21 protein-coding genes are annotated in these 21,537 nt (G+C 33.9%); 7 read left to right on the top strand and 14 right to left on the bottom strand.

What is annotated here, in order from left to right:
- Window positions 1–49 precede the first annotated feature (49 nt).
- Both BUB95_RS08795 and BUB95_RS08790 read left to right on the top strand, forming a co-directional pair.
- The gene (locus tag BUB95_RS08795; RefSeq protein WP_073085600.1) at window positions 50–1,261 is read left to right on the top strand and encodes an MDR family MFS transporter; all 1,212 of its coding nucleotides are present in this window, start codon (window positions 50–52) and stop codon (window positions 1,259–1,261) included.
- Window position 1,262: 1 nt separating this feature from the next.
- A complete protein-coding gene (locus BUB95_RS08790; RefSeq protein ID WP_073085598.1) occupies window positions 1,263–2,009 on the top strand; it encodes a DJ-1/PfpI family protein in 747 nt (248 codons plus the stop codon).
- A 1-nt stretch (window position 2,010) separates the two neighbouring features.
- Here the strand turns inward: BUB95_RS08790 and BUB95_RS08785 are convergent, their stop codons facing one another.
- A complete protein-coding gene (locus tag BUB95_RS08785) occupies window positions 2,011–2,454 on the bottom strand; it encodes an Lrp/AsnC family transcriptional regulator (protein WP_073085596.1) in 444 nt (147 codons plus the stop codon).
- A 115-nt stretch (window positions 2,455–2,569) separates the two neighbouring features.
- Here BUB95_RS08785 and BUB95_RS08780 point away from each other — a divergent pair, with 115 nt between their 5' ends.
- Window positions 2,570–2,965, top strand: coding sequence for a hypothetical protein (locus tag BUB95_RS08780; RefSeq protein ID WP_234969253.1), 396 nt, complete (start codon window positions 2,570–2,572; stop codon window positions 2,963–2,965).
- Here BUB95_RS08780 and BUB95_RS08775 read toward each other — a convergent pair whose 3' ends face one another.
- Both BUB95_RS08775 and BUB95_RS08770 read right to left on the bottom strand, forming a co-directional pair.
- Window positions 2,966–3,583 carry a DEAD/DEAH box helicase gene (locus BUB95_RS08775; protein WP_073085592.1) on the bottom strand — a complete coding sequence of 206 codons (618 nt, stop codon included), beginning with the start codon at window positions 3,581–3,583 and terminating at the stop codon, window positions 2,966–2,968. It abuts the gene before it with no gap.
- A gap of 145 nt (window positions 3,584–3,728) precedes the next feature.
- Window positions 3,729–7,169, bottom strand: coding sequence for a methylmalonyl-CoA mutase family protein (locus BUB95_RS08770; RefSeq protein WP_073085590.1), 3,441 nt, complete (start codon window positions 7,167–7,169; stop codon window positions 3,729–3,731).
- A gap of 292 nt (window positions 7,170–7,461) precedes the next feature.
- On the opposite strand from BUB95_RS08770, the gene BUB95_RS08765 reads away from it, so the two are divergent.
- Entirely contained in the window at window positions 7,462–8,559 is a 1,098-nt protein-coding gene (locus BUB95_RS08765) for an OmpA family protein (protein WP_073085588.1), read from the top strand.
- 34 nt (window positions 8,560–8,593) lie between these two features.
- On the opposite strand, the gene BUB95_RS08760 is transcribed toward BUB95_RS08765, so the two are convergent.
- A complete protein-coding gene (locus BUB95_RS08760; protein WP_159432645.1) occupies window positions 8,594–9,724 on the bottom strand; it encodes a TlpA family protein disulfide reductase in 1,131 nt (376 codons plus the stop codon).
- Window positions 9,725–9,886: 162 nt separating this feature from the next.
- Between BUB95_RS08760 and BUB95_RS08755 the strand changes: the two genes are divergently transcribed.
- Together BUB95_RS08755 and BUB95_RS08750 are read left to right on the top strand one after the other, a co-directional pair.
- The gene (locus BUB95_RS08755; RefSeq protein ID WP_073085584.1) at window positions 9,887–10,588 is read left to right on the top strand and encodes a DUF4197 domain-containing protein; all 702 of its coding nucleotides are present in this window, start codon (window positions 9,887–9,889) and stop codon (window positions 10,586–10,588) included.
- Between the two features lie 83 nt (window positions 10,589–10,671).
- Window positions 10,672–10,866, top strand: coding sequence for a Lacal_2735 family protein (locus BUB95_RS08750; RefSeq protein ID WP_073085582.1), 195 nt, complete (start codon window positions 10,672–10,674; stop codon window positions 10,864–10,866).
- Between the two features lie 3 nt (window positions 10,867–10,869).
- On the opposite strand, the gene BUB95_RS08745 is transcribed toward BUB95_RS08750, so the two are convergent.
- The 4 genes from BUB95_RS08745 to prfA form a co-directional block, all read right to left on the bottom strand.
- The gene (locus BUB95_RS08745) at window positions 10,870–11,385 is read right to left on the bottom strand and encodes a hypothetical protein (protein ID WP_073085580.1); all 516 of its coding nucleotides are present in this window, start codon (window positions 11,383–11,385) and stop codon (window positions 10,870–10,872) included.
- Between the two features lie 170 nt (window positions 11,386–11,555).
- Complete coding sequence (locus BUB95_RS08740; protein WP_073085578.1) at window positions 11,556–12,332, bottom strand: ABC transporter substrate-binding protein; 777 nt, start codon at window positions 12,330–12,332, stop codon at window positions 11,556–11,558.
- 8 nt (window positions 12,333–12,340) lie between these two features.
- Complete coding sequence (gene pyrF, locus BUB95_RS08735) at window positions 12,341–13,156, bottom strand: orotidine-5'-phosphate decarboxylase (RefSeq protein ID WP_073085576.1); 816 nt, start codon at window positions 13,154–13,156, stop codon at window positions 12,341–12,343.
- A gap of 34 nt (window positions 13,157–13,190) precedes the next feature.
- Complete coding sequence (gene prfA, locus BUB95_RS08730) at window positions 13,191–14,267, bottom strand: peptide chain release factor 1 (RefSeq protein WP_073085573.1); 1,077 nt, start codon at window positions 14,265–14,267, stop codon at window positions 13,191–13,193.
- A 410-nt stretch (window positions 14,268–14,677) separates the two neighbouring features.
- Between prfA and BUB95_RS08720 the strand changes: the two genes are divergently transcribed.
- Window positions 14,678–15,343, top strand: coding sequence for an ATP-binding cassette domain-containing protein (locus tag BUB95_RS08720; RefSeq protein ID WP_073085569.1), 666 nt, complete (start codon window positions 14,678–14,680; stop codon window positions 15,341–15,343).
- Window positions 15,344–15,349: 6 nt separating this feature from the next.
- Here BUB95_RS08720 and BUB95_RS08715 read toward each other — a convergent pair whose 3' ends face one another.
- The 6 genes from BUB95_RS08715 to BUB95_RS08690 form a co-directional block, all read right to left on the bottom strand.
- On the bottom strand, window positions 15,350–16,528 hold the full coding sequence (locus BUB95_RS08715; RefSeq protein ID WP_073085567.1) for an AIR synthase related protein: 1,179 nt from the start codon (window positions 16,526–16,528) through the stop codon (window positions 15,350–15,352).
- 106 nt (window positions 16,529–16,634) lie between these two features.
- Window positions 16,635–18,134 (bottom strand): carboxypeptidase regulatory-like domain-containing protein, encoded by a 1,500-nt coding sequence (locus BUB95_RS08710; protein ID WP_073087352.1) that lies wholly within the window; start codon window positions 18,132–18,134, stop codon window positions 16,635–16,637.
- A gap of 10 nt (window positions 18,135–18,144) precedes the next feature.
- Complete coding sequence (locus BUB95_RS08705; RefSeq protein WP_083573357.1) at window positions 18,145–19,722, bottom strand: CsgG/HfaB family protein; 1,578 nt, start codon at window positions 19,720–19,722, stop codon at window positions 18,145–18,147.
- A 23-nt stretch (window positions 19,723–19,745) separates the two neighbouring features.
- Entirely contained in the window at window positions 19,746–20,168 is a 423-nt protein-coding gene (locus tag BUB95_RS08700) for a curli assembly protein CsgF (RefSeq protein ID WP_073085563.1), read from the bottom strand.
- 18 nt (window positions 20,169–20,186) lie between these two features.
- Complete coding sequence (locus BUB95_RS08695) at window positions 20,187–20,936, bottom strand: CsgE family curli-type amyloid fiber assembly protein (protein ID WP_083573356.1); 750 nt, start codon at window positions 20,934–20,936, stop codon at window positions 20,187–20,189.
- A gap of 18 nt (window positions 20,937–20,954) precedes the next feature.
- Window positions 20,955–21,494 (bottom strand): hypothetical protein, encoded by a 540-nt coding sequence (locus BUB95_RS08690; RefSeq protein ID WP_073085559.1) that lies wholly within the window; start codon window positions 21,492–21,494, stop codon window positions 20,955–20,957.
- Between the last annotated feature and the right edge of the window lie 43 nt (window positions 21,495–21,537).

Here is a 21,537-nt window from a genome sequence, read left to right as displayed (position 1 = left end):
GTCCGACAACAAACAGTGTCGGACTTTTTATTTATAGGATTATTATAAAATGAAAAAACTTTACACCAATTATATCAACACCTTCAAAGGTTTATCTACTGAAGTTTGGTGGCTCGCGCTTATAACCTTTATAAACAGGTCTGGTACGATGATAATTCCATTTTTATCCTTATATCTCAGAGAAGATATGGAAATAAGCCAAACCAATGTTGGCTGGGTAATGACTTGCTTTGGACTTGGCTCAGTGGCTGGCGCGTGGCTTGGCGGAAAGCTCACAGACAAAATTGGTTATTATAAAGTTATGGTAAGAAGTCTTCTTTCCACAGGTTTTCTATTTATTGGATTACAATTTTTAGACACGTTTGCTCAAATATGTATTGGTATATTTTTGGTAATGACTGTTGCAGATACCTTTAGACCAGCTATGTACGTCGCCATGAGCGTGTATAGCAAACCCGAAAATAAAACACGTTCTGTTACATTAATCCGACTTGCGATTAATTTAGGGTTTTCGGCTGGACCTGCCATTGGCGGACTCATTATTGCAACTATTGGTTACAGTGGTCTGTTTTGGGTAGATGGCATAACGTGTATTCTGGCAACACTTCTTTTAGTGAGCGTTCTTAATCCAAGAAAAGCAAAAGCGGTTGACACTGACGTTAATGAAAATCCTATTTCTGTAAATAAGGACAAACCGTATTGGATTTTCTTTGCGGCTATGGTGCTTTTTGCATTCATTTTTATGCAGTACTTTTCAACTATGCCTCTTTATTACAAGGACATCCATTTATTATCAGAGCCTGAAATTGGATACCTTTTAGGTCTAAATGGACTTATCATTTTCTTAATCGAAATGCCCATTATTGCGTGGTTAGAAAACTCTAATTATACAAAAATTGGTCTCACATTATTTGGATTAGCACTTACCATTTTAAGTCTTTTTGTGCTTAATATTACACCATGGCTCGGTATACTCGTAATCGGTATTGTGCTAATGACTATTGGCGAAATGATTGGTTTCCCAATGTCTAATGCTTTTGCCATGCATCGTTCTAAACGCGGAAAACAAGGCGAATATCTCGCCATGTATGTTATGGCGTTTTCTATTGCAAGCATATTTTCGCATAATGCGGGTTTACAAATGTCAGCCTATTTAGGTTATGAATTTACTTGGTACTTTATGTGCGCGCTTGGAGTTGTAGGCGTTTTACTTTTGGTATATTTAAAACGAATTTTGAAGAAGAACAACGAACTTTATTAATATGAAAAAACTGCTCATAGTCGCCTTAGCTTTTTTTTTAAGCTTAAGCTGTAATGACAAAAAAGAAACAGAACATTCTGAAACAGATAATACTTTTGTAGAAAAACAATTTCCAAAGTTAGAACCAAACAGATATAACGTGGCGTTTCTTATTATGGATGGTACTTATAATACAGAATTAACGGCGCCTTACGACATTTTTCAGCATACGATTTTCAGAGAAAATATCAAAGCTATGAATGTGTTTACGGTTGCGAATACAGACGACCCAATTACGACTTTTGAAGGCATGCGAATTATTCCTGATTACAATTATATTTCTGACAAATTACCAAAGATTGATATTCTTGTTGTGCCAAGCGCCGAGCATCATTTAGACTCAGATTTAGACGATAAAGCGATGATTAACTTTGTGAAAAAAGTTGATAAAGATGCTGAATTTGTAACCTCGCATTGTGATGGCGCTTTTGTTTTAGCTGAAGCTGGCCTATTGGACGAGAAAGTCTCTACAACATTCCCAAGTGATATAGATAAAATGCGTGAGCGTTATTCAAATTTAGATGTTAGAAAGGATATTCTTTTTGTACATGACGGCAAGTATATTACCTCGGTAGGAGGCGCAAAATCTTTTGAAGCTGCGCTTTACCTCTGCGAATATTTATACGGAAAAGAAATCGCTCAGAGTTTAGCTGGTGGTTTAGTCATCGATTGGAATTTAGATAATGTTCCTCACATTGTGGTGGAATAATTTATTTCAAAGGTTTTACCGCGTTATGATTTACCACATGAGATAATACAATCTGTGTTTTGGTTTCTCCATAAACAATCAGCTGGTCAATAAATTTTTCTAAGTGCGATTGGTTTTTTAAAACCACTTCCATCACAATGTTTTCGTTTCCTGTAATACGGTAACAATTAATAACCTCATCATACGTTTTTACCTTCTCTAAAAACGGTTTTAACATGCCCATAAAAGCACGAAGTGTAATAATGGCTTTAAGTTGATATCCCGCAGCAAAAGGTGAAATCAGCGTTTTATATGACTGAATAATTTCGGCATCTTCCATTTTTTTTATACGTTCAGCTACGGCTGGAGAACTCACGCCTATACGCCTTCCTATTTCGACATTTGTCATCCGAGCGTTCTCTTGTAAACACTTCAAAATCTGCCAATTAAGTGAATCTATTTTCATTTAAACTTTTTTACAAAAATTAACACATAAATTAAAGTAAAAATACATAATTACTTTAAATACTAAAGCATAAACTAAGTTTAAGTAATTAAATTCGTGTAAAATTGCTATTTAGGTGAACTATTCTATACCATCACATCTTTCAAATATTCCGCTTTATCAGAAAGCTATGGATATTTTCATTTTATCTCGAAGTATTTCTACATACTTAAGTGATGATTTGTGTATTTTAAATATTGATGGTACGGAGAATAACGATATCTATTTTACTGGAGATATAATTCAGCAATCTTCAAATTTAGCTCCAGAAATTCTTAATGCTGAGCGCGAACGTTTTTCAGATAAAAAGCACAAGCACATTGAGAGTTTAGACCGTTTAACTTACCGTTTGTATAAAAACTGTAAGCGCTTAGAAAATACTAAAAGTAACGGCCGCGATTATTTACCAATTCTTAGAAAAGAACTTAAAAAATTTAGAAAACTACAGCGTCATTGGATGCTGACCCTCTGATTAATCTTTAAGTTTTAAAACTCTAGCATTACTCATATATCCATTTTGGTAATTGGCAATCTTAGAATTAAACTCGTCTGCTATAATTATAGACTGAAACTTATCCATACTTTCCGTCAACCTTAAAATATGATTATAAGAATTATGGCGTCCTAAATAATCAGCATCATCTAATGCAAAAAGTTGAATTTGCCCTAGATGTATTGCATTCTGAAAATAGAGCTTAGTCATAAAAGATGGTGTACCAATAACGATATCTTGTCCGTAATATATGGCAACTTTTTGTTTTTCGAAATCGTAACGCTCGCTTGTAGCGTAAACACGTAAATCTGTATTGGCAGTATATTTTAAAAACTCCTCTTCTAGTTTAAGAACTTTATCTTGATTTTCAACAATGATTAATGCTCTTGGCGAATCTTCAAAGGCTTTTGCTTTTAATTTATTTATCGTATGAATGATAAGTGCTGTAGTCTTTCCGCTTCCTTTCTTGCCGATTATATAGGCATCAGCGCCACTTTTTATAGTCGGCAACGCTTCTTTTTGAAATGGCAAGGGTGCTTCAAAATTTAATTGCTCAAGCGTTTCCTTTAATAGTGGATTTAGTTTTTTGAATGACATAGTTAGTTATTTCACCCTTCGACAAGCTCAGGGTAAGCGATTCACACGGCTCTAAATTCTCTTTAAATCTCTTCTAAAAAGACCCTTCGACTAGCTCAGGGTAAGCGATTCGCACAAATTTTGCAAACAAAATTTGGCTCTCTGCTTACATATTTCGTCTATATTGACCGCCAACCTCAAATAAAGCTGAAGTAATCTGCCCTAAAGAACAAACTTTACATACTTCCATTAGGGCTTCAAAAATATTTTGATTGTTCACTGCTTTGTGCTGTAAGTCTTTCAATAATTCTGAAGTGTCTTGCGCTTCATGTAAATTCTTTAAGGTCTGAATTTGAAACTCCTTCTCTTCTTCCGTAGCTCTTATAACCTCAGCAGGTTGTACTGTTGGAGAACCTTTGCTACTTAAGAAAGTGTTTACACCGATTATTGGGAATTCGCCATTATGCTTCAAGGTTTCATAGTACAGACTTTCTTCTTGTATTTTACTACGTTGGTACATGGTTTCCATAGCGCCTAGAACACCACCGCGTTCTGTTATTCTATCGAATTCTAACAGCACAGCTTCTTCAACTAAGTCGGTCAACTCTTCAATAATAAAAGCACCTTGTATTGGGTTTTCATTCTTAGCTAAACCTAATTCCTTATTTATAATTAACTGAATAGCCATGGCACGACGCACTGATTCTTCCGTAGGCGTTGTAATTGCTTCATCATACGCATTTGTGTGTAGCGAATTACAGTTGTCGTAAATAGCATACAACGCTTGTAAAGTTGTACGAATGTCATTAAAATCGATTTCTTGAGCATGTAAACTACGTCCTGAAGTCTGAATGTGATATTTCAACATTTGCGCTCTTGGATTAGCGTTGTATTTATGCTTTAGTGCCTTTGCCCAAATACGTCTTGCTACACGTCCAATTACGGCATATTCTGGGTCAATCCCGTTAGAGAAGAAGAATGATAAGTTTGGTCCAAACTTATTAATATCCATGCCGCGACTTAGGTAATATTCAACATAGGTAAATCCGTTAGAAAGCGTCAATGCCAATTGTGTGATTGGATTTGCACCAGCTTCAGCAATATGATAACCAGAAATAGATACTGAATAAAAATTACGAACAGCATTATCTATAAAATACTCTTGCACATCGCCCATTAAACGCAACGCAAATTCTGTAGAAAAAATACAAGTATTCTGTGCTTGGTCTTCTTTAAGGATATCGGCTTGAACCGTACCTCTAACTTGAGCAATAGTTTTAGCTTTTATATCTGCATATACGCCTGCAGGTAAGACTTGGTCACCAGTAACACCCAATAGCATTAAGCCTAAACCATCGTTACCTTCTGGTAAATCGCCATTATAACTTGGGCGAACTTTACCTTTATAAATTGAAGCAATCTTCTCTTCTACTTCTTTCTCTAAGCCGTTTTCTTTGATGTATATTTCACATTGTTGGTCTATGGCTGCATTCATAAAGAAACCTAACAACATTGGTGCAGGACCATTAATGGTCATACTTACAGAAGTCATTGGGTCAGCCAGGTTGAAACCTGAATACAATTTTTTAGCATCGTCTAGACAACAGATAGATACACCAGCATTTCCAATTTTACCATAAATATCTGGTCTGTAATCTGGGTCGTTTCCGTATAAAGTTACACTATCGAAAGCTGTTGATAAACGCTTTGCAGGTAAACCCATACTTACGTAGTGAAAACGTCTGTTAGTTCGCTCAGGTCCGCCTTCTCCAGCAAACATTCGTGTTGGGTCTTCACCCGTGCGTTTAAATGGATATAAACCTGAAGTATATGGAAATTCACCTGGCACATTTTCTTGCAACGTCCATCTTAAAATATCGCCCCAAGCAGAATACTTTGGAAGTGCTACTTTAGGAATCTGAGTATGAGAAAGTGATTCGGTATGGGTTTCAATTTTTATCTCCTTATCTCTAACTTTAAATGAATAGATTGGATTTTTATAGCGATTTACTTTTTCGTCCCAACCCGTAATTACTTCCCAATTGTATGGGTCGAGATTCATTTTTACGCGGTCGAATTCTTTAATAAGAAGATTTGTAAATTCTTTTTCATTGTCATTCTGAACTTGATTCAGAATCTCATCTTCATTTAAACCTAATTTTCCAATAAAGGACCTTTCGACTGCGCTCAAGGTGACATTCGTCACAGAACAAATCGTTTTATAAATACCGTATAATTTCTGAGCCACTTCAACTTGTGTTAAAGCCGTTTGGTCGTATGTACGATTACTTTCAGCAATTTCAGATAAATAACGTGTACGATTTGGTGGAATCACAAAAATCTTCTCACTCATTTCCTTAGAAATTTCGAAAGTAGATTTTAAATCTGCATCTGTTTTCTCTACAATTTTATCCATTATGGATTTGTAAAGCGTATTCATTCCTGGGTCATTAAATTGTGAAGCAATAGTCCCAAAAACAGGTAAATCATCTTGATGCACATCCCAAAGATTATTGTTACGCATGTATTGCTTCTTTACATCGCGCAACGCGTCTAAGGCACCTCTTTTATCGAATTTATTTATGGCTACTAAATCTGCAAAATCGAGCATATCGATTTTTTCGAGTTGTGTTGCAGCACCAAATTCTGGTGTCATTACATATAAAGCCACATCACTGTGCTCCATAATTTCGGTATCAGACTGACCGATACCAGAAGTTTCGAGAATGATTAAATCATATTCCGCAGCTTTTAAAACTTCAATGGCTTCATTTACGTATTTTGATAATGCCAAGTTAGATTGACGTGTCGCCAAACTTCGCATATAAACTCGTGGCGAGTTAATGGCGTTCATACGAATTCTATCTCCTAAAAGCGCGCCACCTGTTTTTCGTTTTGAAGGGTCAACTGAAACCAAACCAATCGTTTTTTCAGGAAAATCAATGAGGAAACGTCTTACCAATTCATCTACCAAGGAAGATTTACCGGCACCACCAGTTCCTGTTATACCCAATACAGGAGTTTTTGATGTTTTATTTTTTTCTTCAATATATTTCAAAGCATCTTTTGCGACTTCTGGAAAATTTTCAGCTGATGAAATTACACGTGCAATATCTTTAGGATTTTTATTTTGAAGTGTTTTTACTTCACCATTTAAACTATCTCCGATAGCAAAATCAGATTTTTCAACCAAATCATTAATCATGCCTTGAAGACCGAGCTCGCGACCATCGTCTGGTGAATAAATTCGTGTTATCCCATAATCCATTAAGTCTTTGATTTCTTCTGGAAGAATAACTCCGCCGCCACCGCCGAAAATTTTAATATGGCCTGCTCCTTTTTCTTTCAAAAGGTCGTACATGTATTTAAAATACTCATTATGTCCGCCTTGATAAGAAGTCATTGCAATGGCATTAGCATCTTCTTGAATAGCCGTATTAACCACTTCCTCTACGCTTCTATCATGGCCTAAGTGAATAACCTCAACGCCTGTGGATTGTATGATACGGCGCATAATATTTATAGCAGCATCATGTCCATCAAAAAGAGATGCAGCTGTAACTATACGTACTTTGTTTTTTGGCTTATATGGTGCGACTTGTTTCATTCGTAATTGGGTTACTTTTTAGTGGTGCAAATTTACTGAATTTATAAAATTCATCACCTTTTATTAAGAATTGTTTAATGCACAAAAAAGCATAACTATTCAACTTTACAATAAATCAACCTAGGGAGAACAGAAATTTAATTCTAAAAAATTTGTTAAAATTTATCTATTTTCTTACTTTTAAAATTCCATCTTTCAAAAAATCAACTATTTACAAGTTTAAAAGTACCGAAGTTTATCATTCTTACTTTTTAATTAATTAACAAAAACCATTAACCAAAACAATTTATTCATGAAACAAAAACTATTATTAGTCTGCTTTTTGGCAAGTGTAGTATTTAGCTATGCGCAAGACTTACCATCTAACCCTACCCCTGGCAAATGCTATGTGAAATGTATTACAAAGGATACTTTTAAAGAAGTTACAGAAACTTACCAAGCGTCTCCAGAATATACAACTCTAAAGGTTCAGCCAGCAACTTACAAAACAGTTGAAGAGCGTGTATTAGTAAAAGAAGCAAGTAAGAGATACGAATATGTGCCTGCAGTATATGAAACTGTTGAAGTATCTTATGTTAAGAAAGAAGCTGGGTCTAATTTAAGTGTGATTCCTGCAACTTTTGGAACAGATTCTAAGACTTACGAAACGTATCCTAAGACTTCTGGATGGGAATACAAAATTTTAGAAGATTGCCCATCTGTAAATAAAGATGACTGTGTTGCAGCGTGTTTTGTGGAATATCCTGCACAGTTTAGAGAAGTATCTTTTACTACCCTAGCTTCTGACGCAAAGACAACAAGCGACCCAGTAGCTGGTCGTGACGCTACTTACAAAAAGCGTGTTGTAAAAACTCCAGCAAGAGTAAATGAAATTGAAATTCCTGCAGAGTATAAAACCATTACAAGACAAGTTGTAGATACACCAGCAAGAGCTATACCTACTACAGTACCTTCTAGGTCTGAAACTATTACTAGAACTGTACTAGACCAAAAAGGTGGAATCTCTACTTGGGAAGAAGTAGATTGCGAACTTTTAGACCCAAATGTATTACCTGTATTCTATGAGTTAGGTAGTGCCCGTTTAACTGCAGCTTCTAAAAAGACTATAGATAATACATTATTACCATTGATGAAAGACTCTAACGTAAGTGTTGAGATTATGTCTCATACAGACTCTAGAGGTAATGATGACTTTAACCAATCGTTATCACAACAACGTGCAAATTCTGTGGTTAACTATTTAGTATCTAAAGGAATCTCAAGAAGCAGACTTAGTGCAAGAGGTTTTGGAGAAAGCAGATTAACAAACAGATGTTCTAATGGCGTTGATTGTTCTGAAGCACAACACCAGAGAAACAGACGTACAGAGTTTAGAGTATTATCTAACTAAGTAAGCGTTTTTATTGTAATAAAAAAGCACCTTTCTAAGGTGCTTTTTTTGTAATTATATATTGTGGATAATTGACTTTCTCCTTTTTAATCTTAATACCATACTCTTCAAGATTACTTTGCATAAACTCGTAATACTTATAATGTATCTGCCAGTCGTGAATACTATAAATATATTTATCGTTAGATGAAGATATAACAACAGGTATGTCTAAAGCTTTTGATAATTGATACGCCATATCTTTAAGGCTTACATTATCAGCTGAAATATCACTGTCACTAACTAGATACTTAGACGCCATATCTCCCCAATTAATCTGATTAGTATCCCAAAAATTAGGATTTTTAACTTGTAAAGTCATGGCCTCCCCTGATGTTGAACTTTCTGTAACAGACAACCCAAGTTTATTGATAAGCTCAATGTCTATGTTATTATTTGCAACTTTAGATGTCCTTATATAAATAGTATAAACTTTATTTATTGATGGATTAAGTAGAATCTGTTGCTCGTTAATCTTTGAGAGGTAACTCAAAATATGAATTAAACTTCCCTCAAACTTAACATGCGTAGTCCCATATGAAATGGCTAATTCTTCAGATGCATTTTTATTAGCTTTAATTTCTATATCTGATTTTGGTAAGTATTCTTTCTCTTTAGAAACATTTGTTTCAATAACTTTTACGAATTTTGAAAACGATGTTCGTGATTTATTTTCTCTCAAAAAACGAGATATCATATTCCCTTTTAAATCTGCTGGATGTCCTTGCCATAGTTTTTCGCCTTTGGCATTAAATAGTATTCCATTAGGTCTTGAATATATGCCGAATTTTTTAAAGGTATTTTCTTCAAAATCAACAGCAATGGCTAGCTCTGATGGCTTCTTTTTTAGATAAGCTTTCACTTTATCTGCATTCTCATCAGATAATGAAACCACATAAAAATCACTTGGATGTTGCTTCTGAAGAACAGTTAACATCTCCTTGGCAAAAACACAAGGACCGCACCATGTTGCCCAAAAATCAACAAAGTAAAGCTTATTAGAATCTGGATTTGCAATCAAAGATTCTTGGACTACTTCCGAAACTTTAATTTGCGCATTGCTAGTGTTAATGACTATGCAATACAACAATGTGAGTATTGCAATTTTAAAACGTAATCCTTTCATAATCATAATATCTGCTCAGGTATGACAAATACCGTGCTAAAGTTACTATTTATATCAATATATGACCATTACCGAAAAAATAATAGCCTCATAACACAAAGTAAACGTAAGTTTTATGCATATATTTGGTTAGGAAATAATGCCTCAACATAAAAATCTATTATGAAAAAATCTATCGCAATACTATTATGCATATTTATGCTAACATCTTGTGCAGAATTACAACAAGTCGTTAATCAATTACCACAAGGAACCATTAGTAATGCTGACATGGCTTCAGGTCTTAGACAAGCTCTAGACTTTGGTATAGATAAGCAAGTGACTAAGCTCACTCAAAAAGATGGATTTTTTAAAAATGAATTGGTAAAAATATTATTACCAGAAGAATTACAAAAAGTAGATAAAACCTTAAGAGATATTGGACTTGGAAGCTTAGCAGATGAAGGTCTTAAAGTTTTAAATAGAGCAGCCGAAGATGCTGTTAAAGAAGCAACACCAATATTTGTAAACGCTGTAAAAGGAATTACATTTAATGATGCTAAGACTATTTTATTGGGCAATGACGATGCCGCAACACAATACCTAACTGGCAGAACACAAACAGACTTGTACAATAAATTTAAGCCTGTAATAAATAACTCTCTAAGTAAAGTTGGAGCTAACGAAATTTGGGTAAATCTTATTAACAAATACAACAAGTTACCTCTAACTAATGATGTGAATCCTGACTTAACAGATTATGTTACGCAAGAAGCTTTAAAGGGTGTTTATAAAATGATTGCAGTAGAGGAAAAGGAAATAAGAACAAAAGTCTCTTCAAGAACAACAGATTTACTTAAGAAAGTATTTGCACTGCAAGATTAATTTAAATTTTAACTTTCTGTCTTGTAATAAATTAACTATATTTAAAGTAAAATTAGTTAATCTTTATACTCCTAGTTGTCGTGTTGGCATCATCAAAAATCTCAAAAAAGAAACAAAAACTGAAAGAACTCTACTTGCAGTTGGTTGAAGATGCATATAACTTTAGACAAACTGACCATGAGCTAAGTGATATTGCTGAATATCGTGCCATGCAATTGCTCCATCGCATAAACAAATTAAAATTTCTAGAGCGCGATTATTCTTCTTTATCATCTTAATTTTTAATCCTTTCTTTTATACAATCCATCAAAGGCAGTCACAACTTTTTCGCCTTGCTTAGTCTGTGTAATAACTTCCCATAATTGTCTGACTGTACCATCTTCATTATTTGTCCATATGACACGATTTATAAATGAATCACCATCATTATTTACAGCTTCATCAGTCTTTAAAATCATTTGATTCCCTTCTTTATTACCCTTAAGATGCAAGCTTACACCTTGATTGTCTATCCAAACCTGTTCCCATTGTTTCTTCGTTCCGTTATAAAAACTATGGCTCGTTCCTGTATAACCTGGGGAAGCACTCGTCCAATTCTCTTGGAGTACACATTTGTTTTGAATTAATTTTAACTGATTTGTCCCAGCTTTATTCCCGTTAGGTAAAGTGACTTCCCACTCACCTTCCCAAAAGGAAAACTCAGCATGCTTCTCTGTACAACAAGCGCAATTAGTGCTTTGAGCGTTTAATTGAATTGTAAAAGCAACGAAAAGTAGAAGTGTAATATATGATTTCATGTTGATTTAGTTTTCTTAAAGTTATTAAAGGACATTTAATTATCTCCTAATATTAACATAACATTCGAATAATCGAAACTATATAAATTATAACGTAGAAGATTAGTTAGATTTCACATTATGTCAGTTAGTTGAATAAGTCGGTATGCCAGTATCGGCTTTTTTCTTTTCTATAACTGACTAAAATATTGAAATGACCATCTAAGTCGACTTCCATACCAAGAAAAGAGTTCTCCATCAACTAATTGAATATGCTTCTCTGGAAATATAGTTTTTAACTCTTCAATATGCTTATTTTTGAAAGGATAAGGCTCACTAGAGAGCATGATAACATCTGCCTCATTTAACTCAGGATGGTTTAGGCCTATTTCTGCATATCGGGATTCAGAACTAAATACATTACTAAAATTAGCTTCTTTGAGCATAGCATCAATAAAAGTATTTGATGCTGAAATCATCCATGGATTACGCCAAATAAAATATGCAGCTTTTCGCTTTGGTTGATTTACAATTTTATTTTGAAAACGCTCTCGCTCTTCTTTTATATTCGAAATGAGTAAAGTCGCTTTTTCTTCAACCTGAAAGATATGACCATACATTTTAAACAACTCAAAAGCGTTATCCAAGTTATAAATATCACTAATATGTAAGGGAGCAATTCCTTCGAGACTTTCAACTATTTCGAGGCTATTTTCTTCTTTATTACAAAGAATTATATCTGGTTGAAGCGCTTTAATCTTTTCAAGATTAATATTTTTTGTACCACCTACAATCGTCTTTTCTTTTCGTAAATCTGGAGGATGAATACAGAATTTCGTAACACCAACAATAGCATCTCTTAAACCTAAATCAACTAATAATTCGGTTTGAGAAGGCACTAGAGAAACGATACGCTTTGGCGTTTCTTTTAAACTAATTTGTCTATTGAGTTGATCCGTAAATATCATCAGAATATTTACTTAGCAAGTATCGCTTTCATTTCAGATTGTAGAGCCGATGCTTTCTTTGCAGCTGCTTCAGCAAAATCCTCGTTTTTAGAAGCGTAAATAATTCCTCTAGAAGAGTTAATTAGTAATCCTATATCGTCAGTCATTCCATATTTACAGACATCTTGTAAGTTTCCGCCTTGAGCTCCAACGCCAGGAACTAACAAAAAACTATTAGGAATAATCTGTCGTATCTCAGCTAAATATTCAGCCTTCGTAGCACCAACAACATACATCAAATTTTGAGAGTTTTCCCAAGTTTTTGATGTCTCTAAAACTTGTTTGTATAGTTCTTTCCCATCAACGGTCTTAGTCTGAAAATCGAAAGCGCCTTTGTTAGACGTCAAAGCTAAAAGAATTGTATGCTTATCCTTAAAATCTAAAAAAGGCTCTACAGAATCCTTACCCATGTAAGGCGCAACAGTTACACTATCAAACCCTAAATCATCGAAAAATGCTTTGGCATACATACTACTTGTATTACCAATATCACCACGTTTGGCATCTGCAATGGTGTATATTTCAGGGTGATTCTGGTTAAGATATTTAATTGTCTTTTCTAATGCTTGCCAACCTTTGATACCGTAAGCTTCATAAAACGCCGTATTAGGTTTGTAGGCTACACATAAGTGATGGGTGGCATCTATAACGGCTTTATTAAATGCAAAAATTGGGTCTTCAGTTTCTAATAAATGCTTAGGTATTTTATCTAAATCGACATCCAATCCTATACAGAGAAAAGATTGCTTTTTTTTGATTTGAGTTACGAGTTGTTGTGTTGTCATTTTATAAAAAAAGCCTCACAAAGAGGCTTAGTATTTAAATTACATCGTCGTTAGCTTTTAATAACTCGGTATTTTCAGCCAACATTAATTCGTCTATTATTTTTTGGATATCACCATTGATGATATTCTGTAAATCGTAAAGTGTTAATCCTATTCTGTGATCTGTAACACGACCTTGTGGATAATTGTAGGTTCTAATCTTTGCACTACGATCTCCAGAGCTTACCATACTTTTACGTTTCTCAGAATCGGCAGCTTGTTTCTTGGCTAACTCCAGTTCGTATAAACGTGAGCGTAACACTTTTAAAGCTTTTTCAAGGTTTTTGTGCGACGATTTTTGGTCTTGGCAACTTACAATCATACCTGTTGGTTCGTGATGTAATTTAATTGCCGAATAGGTTGTGTTTACCGACTGACCTCCAGGACCTGTTGATGTTGTTCGCTCGATACGTACCTCCGTCATGTCTAACTCTACATCAAATTCTTCGGCTTCTGGCAATACCATAACGGTAGCAGCACTAGTATGCACACGCCCTTGAGTTTCGGTCTGAGGTACACGCTGCACACGGTGTACGCCTGCTTCGAACTTTAAAGTACCGTAAACATCTTCACCTGAGACTTCAAAAATTATTTCTTTAAAACCACCCGAAGTTCCTTCACTTGTACTTACGACATCGACCTTCCAACCTTTATCGCTACAATACTTAGAGTACATCCTGTATAAATCACCAGCAAATATACTTGCTTCATCTCCACCGGTTCCTGCTCTTACTTCGACTACAACATTTTTAGCATCATCTGGGTCTTTAGGTATTAGAAGGAAACGAATTTCTTCTTCTAAAGCTGGTAGACCTTCTTTGGCTTCGTCTAATTGCATCTTGGCCATTTCTACCATTTCGGCATCGGACCCATCTGCGATAATCTCTTTAGCTTCTGCAATATTATCAAGCAATTCTTTGTAAACTTCGCCTTTGTCTACAATCTTTTTAAGGTCTTTGTATTCTTTATTAAGTTGCACATAACGTTTCTGGTCCGATATAATATCGGGTTGTATTATAAGGTCATTTACCTCATCGAAACGTTGCTTAACTATTTGAATTTTTTCTAACATCTATCATCAAAAATTGAGGGTAAAAATACGATAATTATTCAATTTTGCTTAGAGTTTCATGAGGACATATTAACAAGCAAAAATATTTAATCGTAAACTGCGTTAACAAGAGTATATGCATCGTCTCCTAGCTATACTTGCATTTTACAAACCGTTTGTAGTTTGGTCATTTGTGATTAACGCCATAATAGGTTTTTTTAACCCTCATTTAGCGCCAGCACTCATTACCAAATTATTTTTAACGGTTTTTGCGTGGTATTATGTACATGAAACTTCGCAGCGACGAAAATTAACATTCTATAAAAATTTGGGAATATCTCCTGTGAAGCTATTCTCGATACTTTTTTTAATAGACAGTGTGTTAACCATCATATTCCTTACTATTTTTAAGGAATTCACATAAAAACAAAATGATATTTGAATTAGACAATGTAGAACTTTACTTTAAAAACAAACGTATTTTAAACGGTATTTACCTAAAAGCTGAAACTGGAAGAGTCACTGGCATTTTGGGCAGCAACGGCTGTGGAAAATCGAGTTTGCTAGATATTGCTTTCGGAAATCTGAAACCAAAATACAAGTTTATTAGAATTGACAATATCCCTATTCTAAAACCTTTGTACCTCACAAAATTGGTAAAATATTTACCGCAATACAACTTTATACCAAACCATTTTAAACTCCACAAACTATTTGATTTATTTGAAGTTAATTGGGATATATTCATCAAAGATTTTGAAGAATTTGCACCATATAAGATGCAAAAATTCAGCCAGCTATCTGGTGGTGAAAGACGTTGTGTAGAAATTTATATTATTCTGAAGAGTAAAAGTGAAATTGTTTTCCTCGACGAACCTTTTAATGGCATTGCACCGATAATTATAGAACGTATAAAGGCATTGATAACTGAAACTAAGAAAAACAAAATAGTTATTCTTACTGACCATAGATATGAAGACGTCATCGATATGGCAGATGACATTTACCTATTAAAAAATGGTACAACTAAGCTTATTAAAAAACTTAGTGAGTTGGAAGATTATGGGTATTTGAATGAAAGGCAATTTCCTAATTAGGGAATATTAATACTCAAAAATACCGTAATCGCTCTTAATTGTTAATCTCTTTTTGTCCGAAGCCGCTACTCTTCCTACGATTTGCGCATCTACATTAAATGATTTTGAAATCGAAATAATATCTTCAGCAATTTCTGGATTAACATATAATTCCATACGGTGACCACAGTTAAACACTTGATACATTTCTTTCCAATCAGTTTTGGATTGCTCTTGAATCAGCTTAAATAATGGCGGAATAGAGAACATATTGTCTTTAACGATATGTAAATTATTTATAAAATGAAGAATCTTTGTTTGGGCTCCTCCACTGCAATGTACCATACCATGCACATCTTTGCTGTTGTATTTATCTAAAACAGCTTTAATAATTGGCGCATATGTTCTTGTTGGTGATAATACTAATTTACCAGCATCTATAGGTGAATTTTCGACTGTATCTGTTAATCTCGTTTGACCAGAATAGACGAGTTCTTCAGGTACTGCAGCATCAAAACTTTCAGGGAATTTTTTAGTTAAATACTTATGAAAAACATCGTGCCTAGCAGAAGTCAATCCGTTGCTTCCCATGCCACCGTTGTACTCAGTTTCGTAAGTTGCTTGACCAAACGAAGCTAATCCCACAATAACGTCTCCAGCCTTTATGTTAGCATTGTCTATAACTTCACTTCGTTTTATGCGCGCAGTAACAGTAGAATCTACAATTATTGTACGCACTAAATCACCGACATCGGCAGTTTCGCCTCCAGTAGAATGGATTGTCACGCCGTGTGATTTTAAATCCTCTATAAGCTCTTCTGTTCCGTTTATAATTGCTGAAATTACTTCGCCTGGAATCAAATTCTTGTTTCTCCCAATGGTAGAAGACAACATAATATTATCTGTAGCTCCTACGCATAACAAATCGTCAATGTTCATAATAAGCGCATCTTGTGCAATGCCTTTCCACACTGAAACATCTCCGGTTTCTTTCCAATACATGTAAGCCAAAGACGACTTAGTTCCCGCCCCGTCAGCATGCATAATCAAACAATAGTCATCATCGTTAGTCAAATAATCAGGAACTATTTTGCAGAATGCTTTGGGAAATAAACCCTTATCAATATTTTTAATTGCGTTATGCACATCTTCTTTTGATGCTGAAACACCACGCTGCGCATATCTTTTACTTATATCTTGACTCATTGCATATAGAATATGTCACAAAAATAATTTAATAAATGGCTATTTCTAAAATAGAAACAAAAAAAGCATTCAAAATTTGAATGCTTTTTTATGTAGTATATATTATTTATTCAAAGTCTGGCATTTGAGCATTTTCTAAAAATAATTCTCTATCAACACCAACATCCAGAGGATTCGTATCTGTGATTAAAATATTATGCTGAGAAACTCCGTCATTAGACGTGTTGGTAAATATGATTTCTGCTTCATTAGGTGTAAAGCGGCAGTCAAAATCATTTGTTCCAGCTATTTTAGAATCAGATAAATCATCAGTAATCATAGTTATCCTGTTGTAAAGAAAAATTCTAGAATCTAATTGTCTGTAGTTAGCACTTTCAAAACCAGACACATCGTACCAATATAATACTGACTGGTTATCTACTGATATATCTAATCCTCCTGCTGCCCCATTGACACCAGATAAAATATCATCTATTACAACACCTGAATTATCAATAGTGAAAATTGATACATTGTAACCGCTAACATCGTTGGTTTTAATAGCCGTTAAACTTTCGTCAGCACTAATAGAAACTTCTGTGATTAGGCTTCCATCTGTGGTTTGATACACCTCTTGAAGACCTGTACCATCGACATTAATAGAGTACAAACTGTCAAAATTAGGGTATAGTATTCTACCACCATTCTGTGTCCATACGATATCTATCTCCTCTAAATCAAACCCATTAACTGCTACTAAAGATGTTATTTGCTGCTTATTAGAACCGTCAAAGTCCATAGTAAATATGTGTGTTTCTGAACCGTTATTAGACAAGTATGCTATCTTATCTGCAACGGGATTCTGTCTTGGTCTATAACTGTTTATAGTTGAAGATGTTAATTGGAGAACATTACCCTCAGTATCAGTGGAAAAAATAACATTATTACCACCATCCTTTCTTACAAAAACATGTCTATTTTCTGGAGCAATAATCGTCTCAAAAACACTAACCTCACTTTGAATCACGTCTTCGTTTACAGTGTCTTTTGCACCAACCTGCCAGAAATATTTTAGTCCAAATCTCAATCCCGTAATATCTACCATAGTATCATTAACTGTGGAAAAACTTAAAACCTCATCATCAAAATTATTTCTCAATTCGATACTGTAAGTAATATCATCTTCGTCTGGGTCACTACCTGTCCAAACTAATTGTGTATCTAATGGAATATCAATTGCATTATCGGTAGGCGTCACAAGCACGGGAGTTGTTGGAGGTCTATTATTTGCCGTTTCAACATCCATTTCAAAAACCACGTTCACAGTCGCTCCAGTAGTTACCTCTACGCCTTCAAAAGCAGTAAGATAGCCTTCTAATTCTGCTTGCACAGAGTATTGTTCTACAGGAATTTCTTCAATAATAAATTCTCCATTTTCATCCGTAAATACAGTACTAAAGCCAGGATTAGTAGATATTTTAACATTCTCTAAAGGTAGGTTGCTGCCAGATATTACAGCAATACCCGTTAGAGTACCTTTATCAAAATTTTCTATTGGATCTTCACTACAACCTAAAAGAATTGTAGTCAAGCCCATTACAATTATATATTTTATGTATTGATTCATTCTCTCAGTATTAGTTGGTATCACCATTATTAGGATTGTCTTTTTTGGCTTTCTTATTAGCCCTTCTTAACTCTCTTAATTTTCTTCTAGCTTGTTTTTTTGATATACTAGTGTTTTCAAATTCCAACTTATTAGTATTCTTTAGGTTTCTTCTATTAGAATCTCTTAATAATTTTAACTCCTTCTCCTCTAGTTTTCTTAAACGTCTTTTTTGAGTTCTTTCATAAGTTGGAGGAGACAAATAAAAATTAAGACCTAAACCAAATCTAAAATAGTAGTCATCTCTTTTTCCACTGACAAAACCATCTAATTCATCGCTAAAAGTTACGTTGTGTTCTGCAAATAAATTAATGCCAATTTGATCTGATACTAAATACTCGAGACCAGCACCATATTGAAACTTTAAATCAATATCATCCAAGTCATTTCTTCCATTAGCACCCATACCTGAATAAATAAAAGGAGTAAGATTATCATAAGGTAATATTGTAAACTCCGCATTAAAATCTAGAGATGTGAAAGCTTCATTCAAATTTCCTTCATTTCGCAATTTAAACTGGTTAATTGTTGCATTAATATTTAAGTAATCATTAAGGTATCTTTTGTATCCAATGCGTCCGAATATCTCAGGTTTAGAATCTGGCAAATCTCCATCTATTAAAGACGTTCCTGCAGAAAGATTAATAGCAGACTTACCTCTTCGATCCCTATACTGTCTATCGTAAAGCTTTGTTGATTTAGATAAACTTTTCTCCTCATAATATTCCTGAAGCAACTGATTTACAGACTCATCTTCACCTTCCTCAGCAAACCATAATTCATCAGATATTCCCTCTACAATTAAAGAATGTACCGCTTTTTCAACAGCTTCAGTAATTGCCAATTGTACAGGTTCATTTCTGGTAAAACCAGTTTCAGCTTCTAATAATCTCTGAAAGCTTACAAACCTAAAATAACTTGCATCTAAAGACTGAGACAAAATTGTTTTTGACACATAAACAGTTTTTAAAATCTCACCCGTAGATGTAGATACAGCTCTCAAATAAATAGTAACTCTATCTTGCCTATATTCTGTGGAACCGCCAATACCAAAATATCTAGCTCCTAATCCTCCAGTAACAATATTAGTATCGTAGGAGACAATTCCTCCCTCTAATAAAATTCCTGCAAATAACAAAGGTCTTAATCTTTGAGGAGCAGTACCATTTAACTTAGAATATTCTTCTCTAGTAGACTTTATAATTTGTCTTTCATTAAGAAGGTTGTTTAAGTTTTCTCTCTCTGTAGCTATAAACCAATTTGAATCCTCAAGTGCTTTTAATAAAATGGCTGTGGATCCTTGAGTAACTGCAGTACTAAAAGTACTACCATTTTCTGTAGGCTTAAACTGTCCTGTTTGATCTCTAAAATTGTAGACTCCAACAACAACTGGTTGTTGGGGAGTTGGTAATGAGGATAGTAATTTACTTACTCTAGTATCTTCACCTAATCTAGCACGCTCTTGAGTAACAGGCTGATTAAAATAAGTTCCACAACTAAACATAAATATCATTAAATATAATGATATTAGTAGTTTATAATTTTTCATAGAAATATATCTAAAACAAGAAATTATTGGTTACCAGGGATGATAACTTGTGTTTGATCTCCATTAGTAGTATCTAATATGTCTATAACTAATCCTTCTGAGGATTCGAATATTTCTACAACTAAAGAGCCAAAAGAAAAGGTACCTGGCGAAAGAGTACCGCTTGTACCAAATTGTTGAGAAAATAAAGATCTTGATATCTGATTTAACAGCTGATTATTCAAATTCTCTGTAAAAGCTTCAATATCACTTTGTTCATTTCTTGGGTCTGTATTTTCTTCTTGAGTAAAGGAGTTTTGTGCCTGTGCACTACTTAATAAAAACTGATAATTAAATGTATCTCCCCCGAAATTGGGATTAGTAGCTTTATATACCAATTGTTGAGAAAAAGATTCTGATACTCCGAAGACGCTTAATATGGCAATAAAAAAAAGTAGTTTTTTCATGATGTTTGGGTAATTTATTTAATACTGTTTGATATAGTTTTTATTTTTCTCTAAAATAACAAAATATCTTGAAACGTTAATTATAGCAATTTTTGATTGTTGTTCAATAAAATCTCTGGTAGGTTTTACAAAAAATCGATGTACTACCTTATCTCCAACAATTACTTCCATTATTGTATTTCTACCGAAACTAAATCTTTCAACAATTTTCACAATTTCTATACCATTGATTTGTTTAAGTCTGTAGGCTGATGAAAACTCTACATAGAAATCCCTTCCAGGTTTTGTTTTTGTATCTTCAGTTATTATTCCACGAAAACCAGCATAATAATCCTCTCTGGGAGGAGCTTTAAGAACAGTACGTTTTACTTTTTCTTCGTCATTATTAATAACTACAAATCTATCTTTAGCAACTAATTTATCATCAGAATCATAGATTAATAATACTGCAGTAACTTTATCTTTTATTTTGCTGTTAATATTTGTAGTACAAAGAGTTTTCTGTTCGCTTCCTTGCAAAACAAATCGTCCAGATTGTTCGTTACGAGACACGTTTTTGGATTGTGGATTCTCCTTAAAAACATAAGCCACATAACGTAAACTTTTAATTAAATCAGTATTATTAGTTACTGTCGAAGTGATTTTAATTAATTCGGAAATTTCTTCTGTCTTTATTTTAGCAACCACGTCTTTGTTTGTGACTTGAGCAAAAGCGTTATGCCCCAATAACAAACAAAAAAATAGTATAAAGTACTTATTAATTGACAAAGGTGAATTTTTAAAATACTAAAAACTTCGAACTATAACACTTTGATTATTGCCCACTAATTTTAAGGAAATATTATTTGTTTGAGAGTTAACTCCAAATTTTTCAACTGTAAGATTATTACCATTTTGAATAATGTTTAGACCAACATTATCTAGATTTCCAAATGCAAAATTATTAACCCTATTATTATTACCAGACTGAAATATACGTTCAGTAACATTATTGAAACTATTTGTACTAGTAATAACATTTTCATTTCCTGTTTGAATATATTGCATACTCGAAGTTCCATCAGCTAAAGTTTTTGATGTTACACTATTTCGGATACCAATTTGTTGTACAACAACTAAGCTATTGTTATTTCTTGAAGAATTGTTGTTAAATAAAAAATCTCTATTTACTTGATTTTGAACTAAAAAATCGGACACTTGTGCTTCGTAACTAAAGATTTTAGAAACCTTTTTTGTTTTGCTATTATCAATTTCTGCCACTTCTTGAGAAAACCCTAAGGCAGATGTAATAATTGTAAACAGAAATAATAAAATTAATTTATTCATAAAAAGAATCTATGTTTTATATAAAAATAACTAAAAGAAAGGA

Origin of the sequence: Winogradskyella jejuensis, assembly GCF_900129745.1 — a bacterium.
GTDB lineage: Bacteria > Bacteroidota > Bacteroidia > Flavobacteriales > Flavobacteriaceae > Winogradskyella > Winogradskyella jejuensis.
Note: the sequence above shows the minus strand (reverse complement) of the source record. Positions and strands in the feature narration are given on the sequence as shown.

Coding starts and splice junctions, on each gene's coding strand:
- BUB95_RS08760 (WP_159432645.1), bottom strand. CDS start 9,724: ATGAAAGGATTACGTTTTAAAATTGCAATACTCACATTGTTGTATTGC.
- BUB95_RS08770 (WP_073085590.1), bottom strand. CDS start 7,169: ATGAAACAAGTCGCACCATATAAGCCAAAAAACAAAGTACGTATAGTT.
- BUB95_RS08795 (WP_073085600.1), top strand. CDS start 50: ATGAAAAAACTTTACACCAATTATATCAACACCTTCAAAGGTTTATCT.
- BUB95_RS08710 (WP_073087352.1), bottom strand. CDS start 18,134: ATGAATCAATACATAAAATATATAATTGTAATGGGCTTGACTACAATT.
- BUB95_RS08690 (WP_073085559.1), bottom strand. CDS start 21,494: ATGAATAAATTAATTTTATTATTTCTGTTTACAATTATTACATCTGCC.
- BUB95_RS08775 (WP_073085592.1), bottom strand. CDS start 3,583: ATGTCATTCAAAAAACTAAATCCACTATTAAAGGAAACGCTTGAGCAA.
- BUB95_RS08765 (WP_073085588.1), top strand. CDS start 7,462: ATGAAACAAAAACTATTATTAGTCTGCTTTTTGGCAAGTGTAGTATTT.
- prfA (WP_073085573.1), bottom strand. CDS start 14,267: ATGTTAGAAAAAATTCAAATAGTTAAGCAACGTTTCGATGAGGTAAAT.
- BUB95_RS08720 (WP_073085569.1), top strand. CDS start 14,678: ATGATATTTGAATTAGACAATGTAGAACTTTACTTTAAAAACAAACGT.
- pyrF (WP_073085576.1), bottom strand. CDS start 13,156: ATGACAACACAACAACTCGTAACTCAAATCAAAAAAAAGCAATCTTTT.
- BUB95_RS08705 (WP_083573357.1), bottom strand. CDS start 19,722: ATGAAAAATTATAAACTACTAATATCATTATATTTAATGATATTTATG.
- BUB95_RS08740 (WP_073085578.1), bottom strand. CDS start 12,332: ATGATATTTACGGATCAACTCAATAGACAAATTAGTTTAAAAGAAACG.
- BUB95_RS08785 (WP_073085596.1), bottom strand. CDS start 2,454: ATGAAAATAGATTCACTTAATTGGCAGATTTTGAAGTGTTTACAAGAG.
- BUB95_RS08755 (WP_073085584.1), top strand. CDS start 9,887: ATGAAAAAATCTATCGCAATACTATTATGCATATTTATGCTAACATCT.
- BUB95_RS08715 (WP_073085567.1), bottom strand. CDS start 16,528: ATGAGTCAAGATATAAGTAAAAGATATGCGCAGCGTGGTGTTTCAGCA.
- BUB95_RS08790 (WP_073085598.1), top strand. CDS start 1,263: ATGAAAAAACTGCTCATAGTCGCCTTAGCTTTTTTTTTAAGCTTAAGC.
- BUB95_RS08745 (WP_073085580.1), bottom strand. CDS start 11,385: ATGAAATCATATATTACACTTCTACTTTTCGTTGCTTTTACAATTCAA.
- BUB95_RS08700 (WP_073085563.1), bottom strand. CDS start 20,168: ATGAAAAAACTACTTTTTTTTATTGCCATATTAAGCGTCTTCGGAGTA.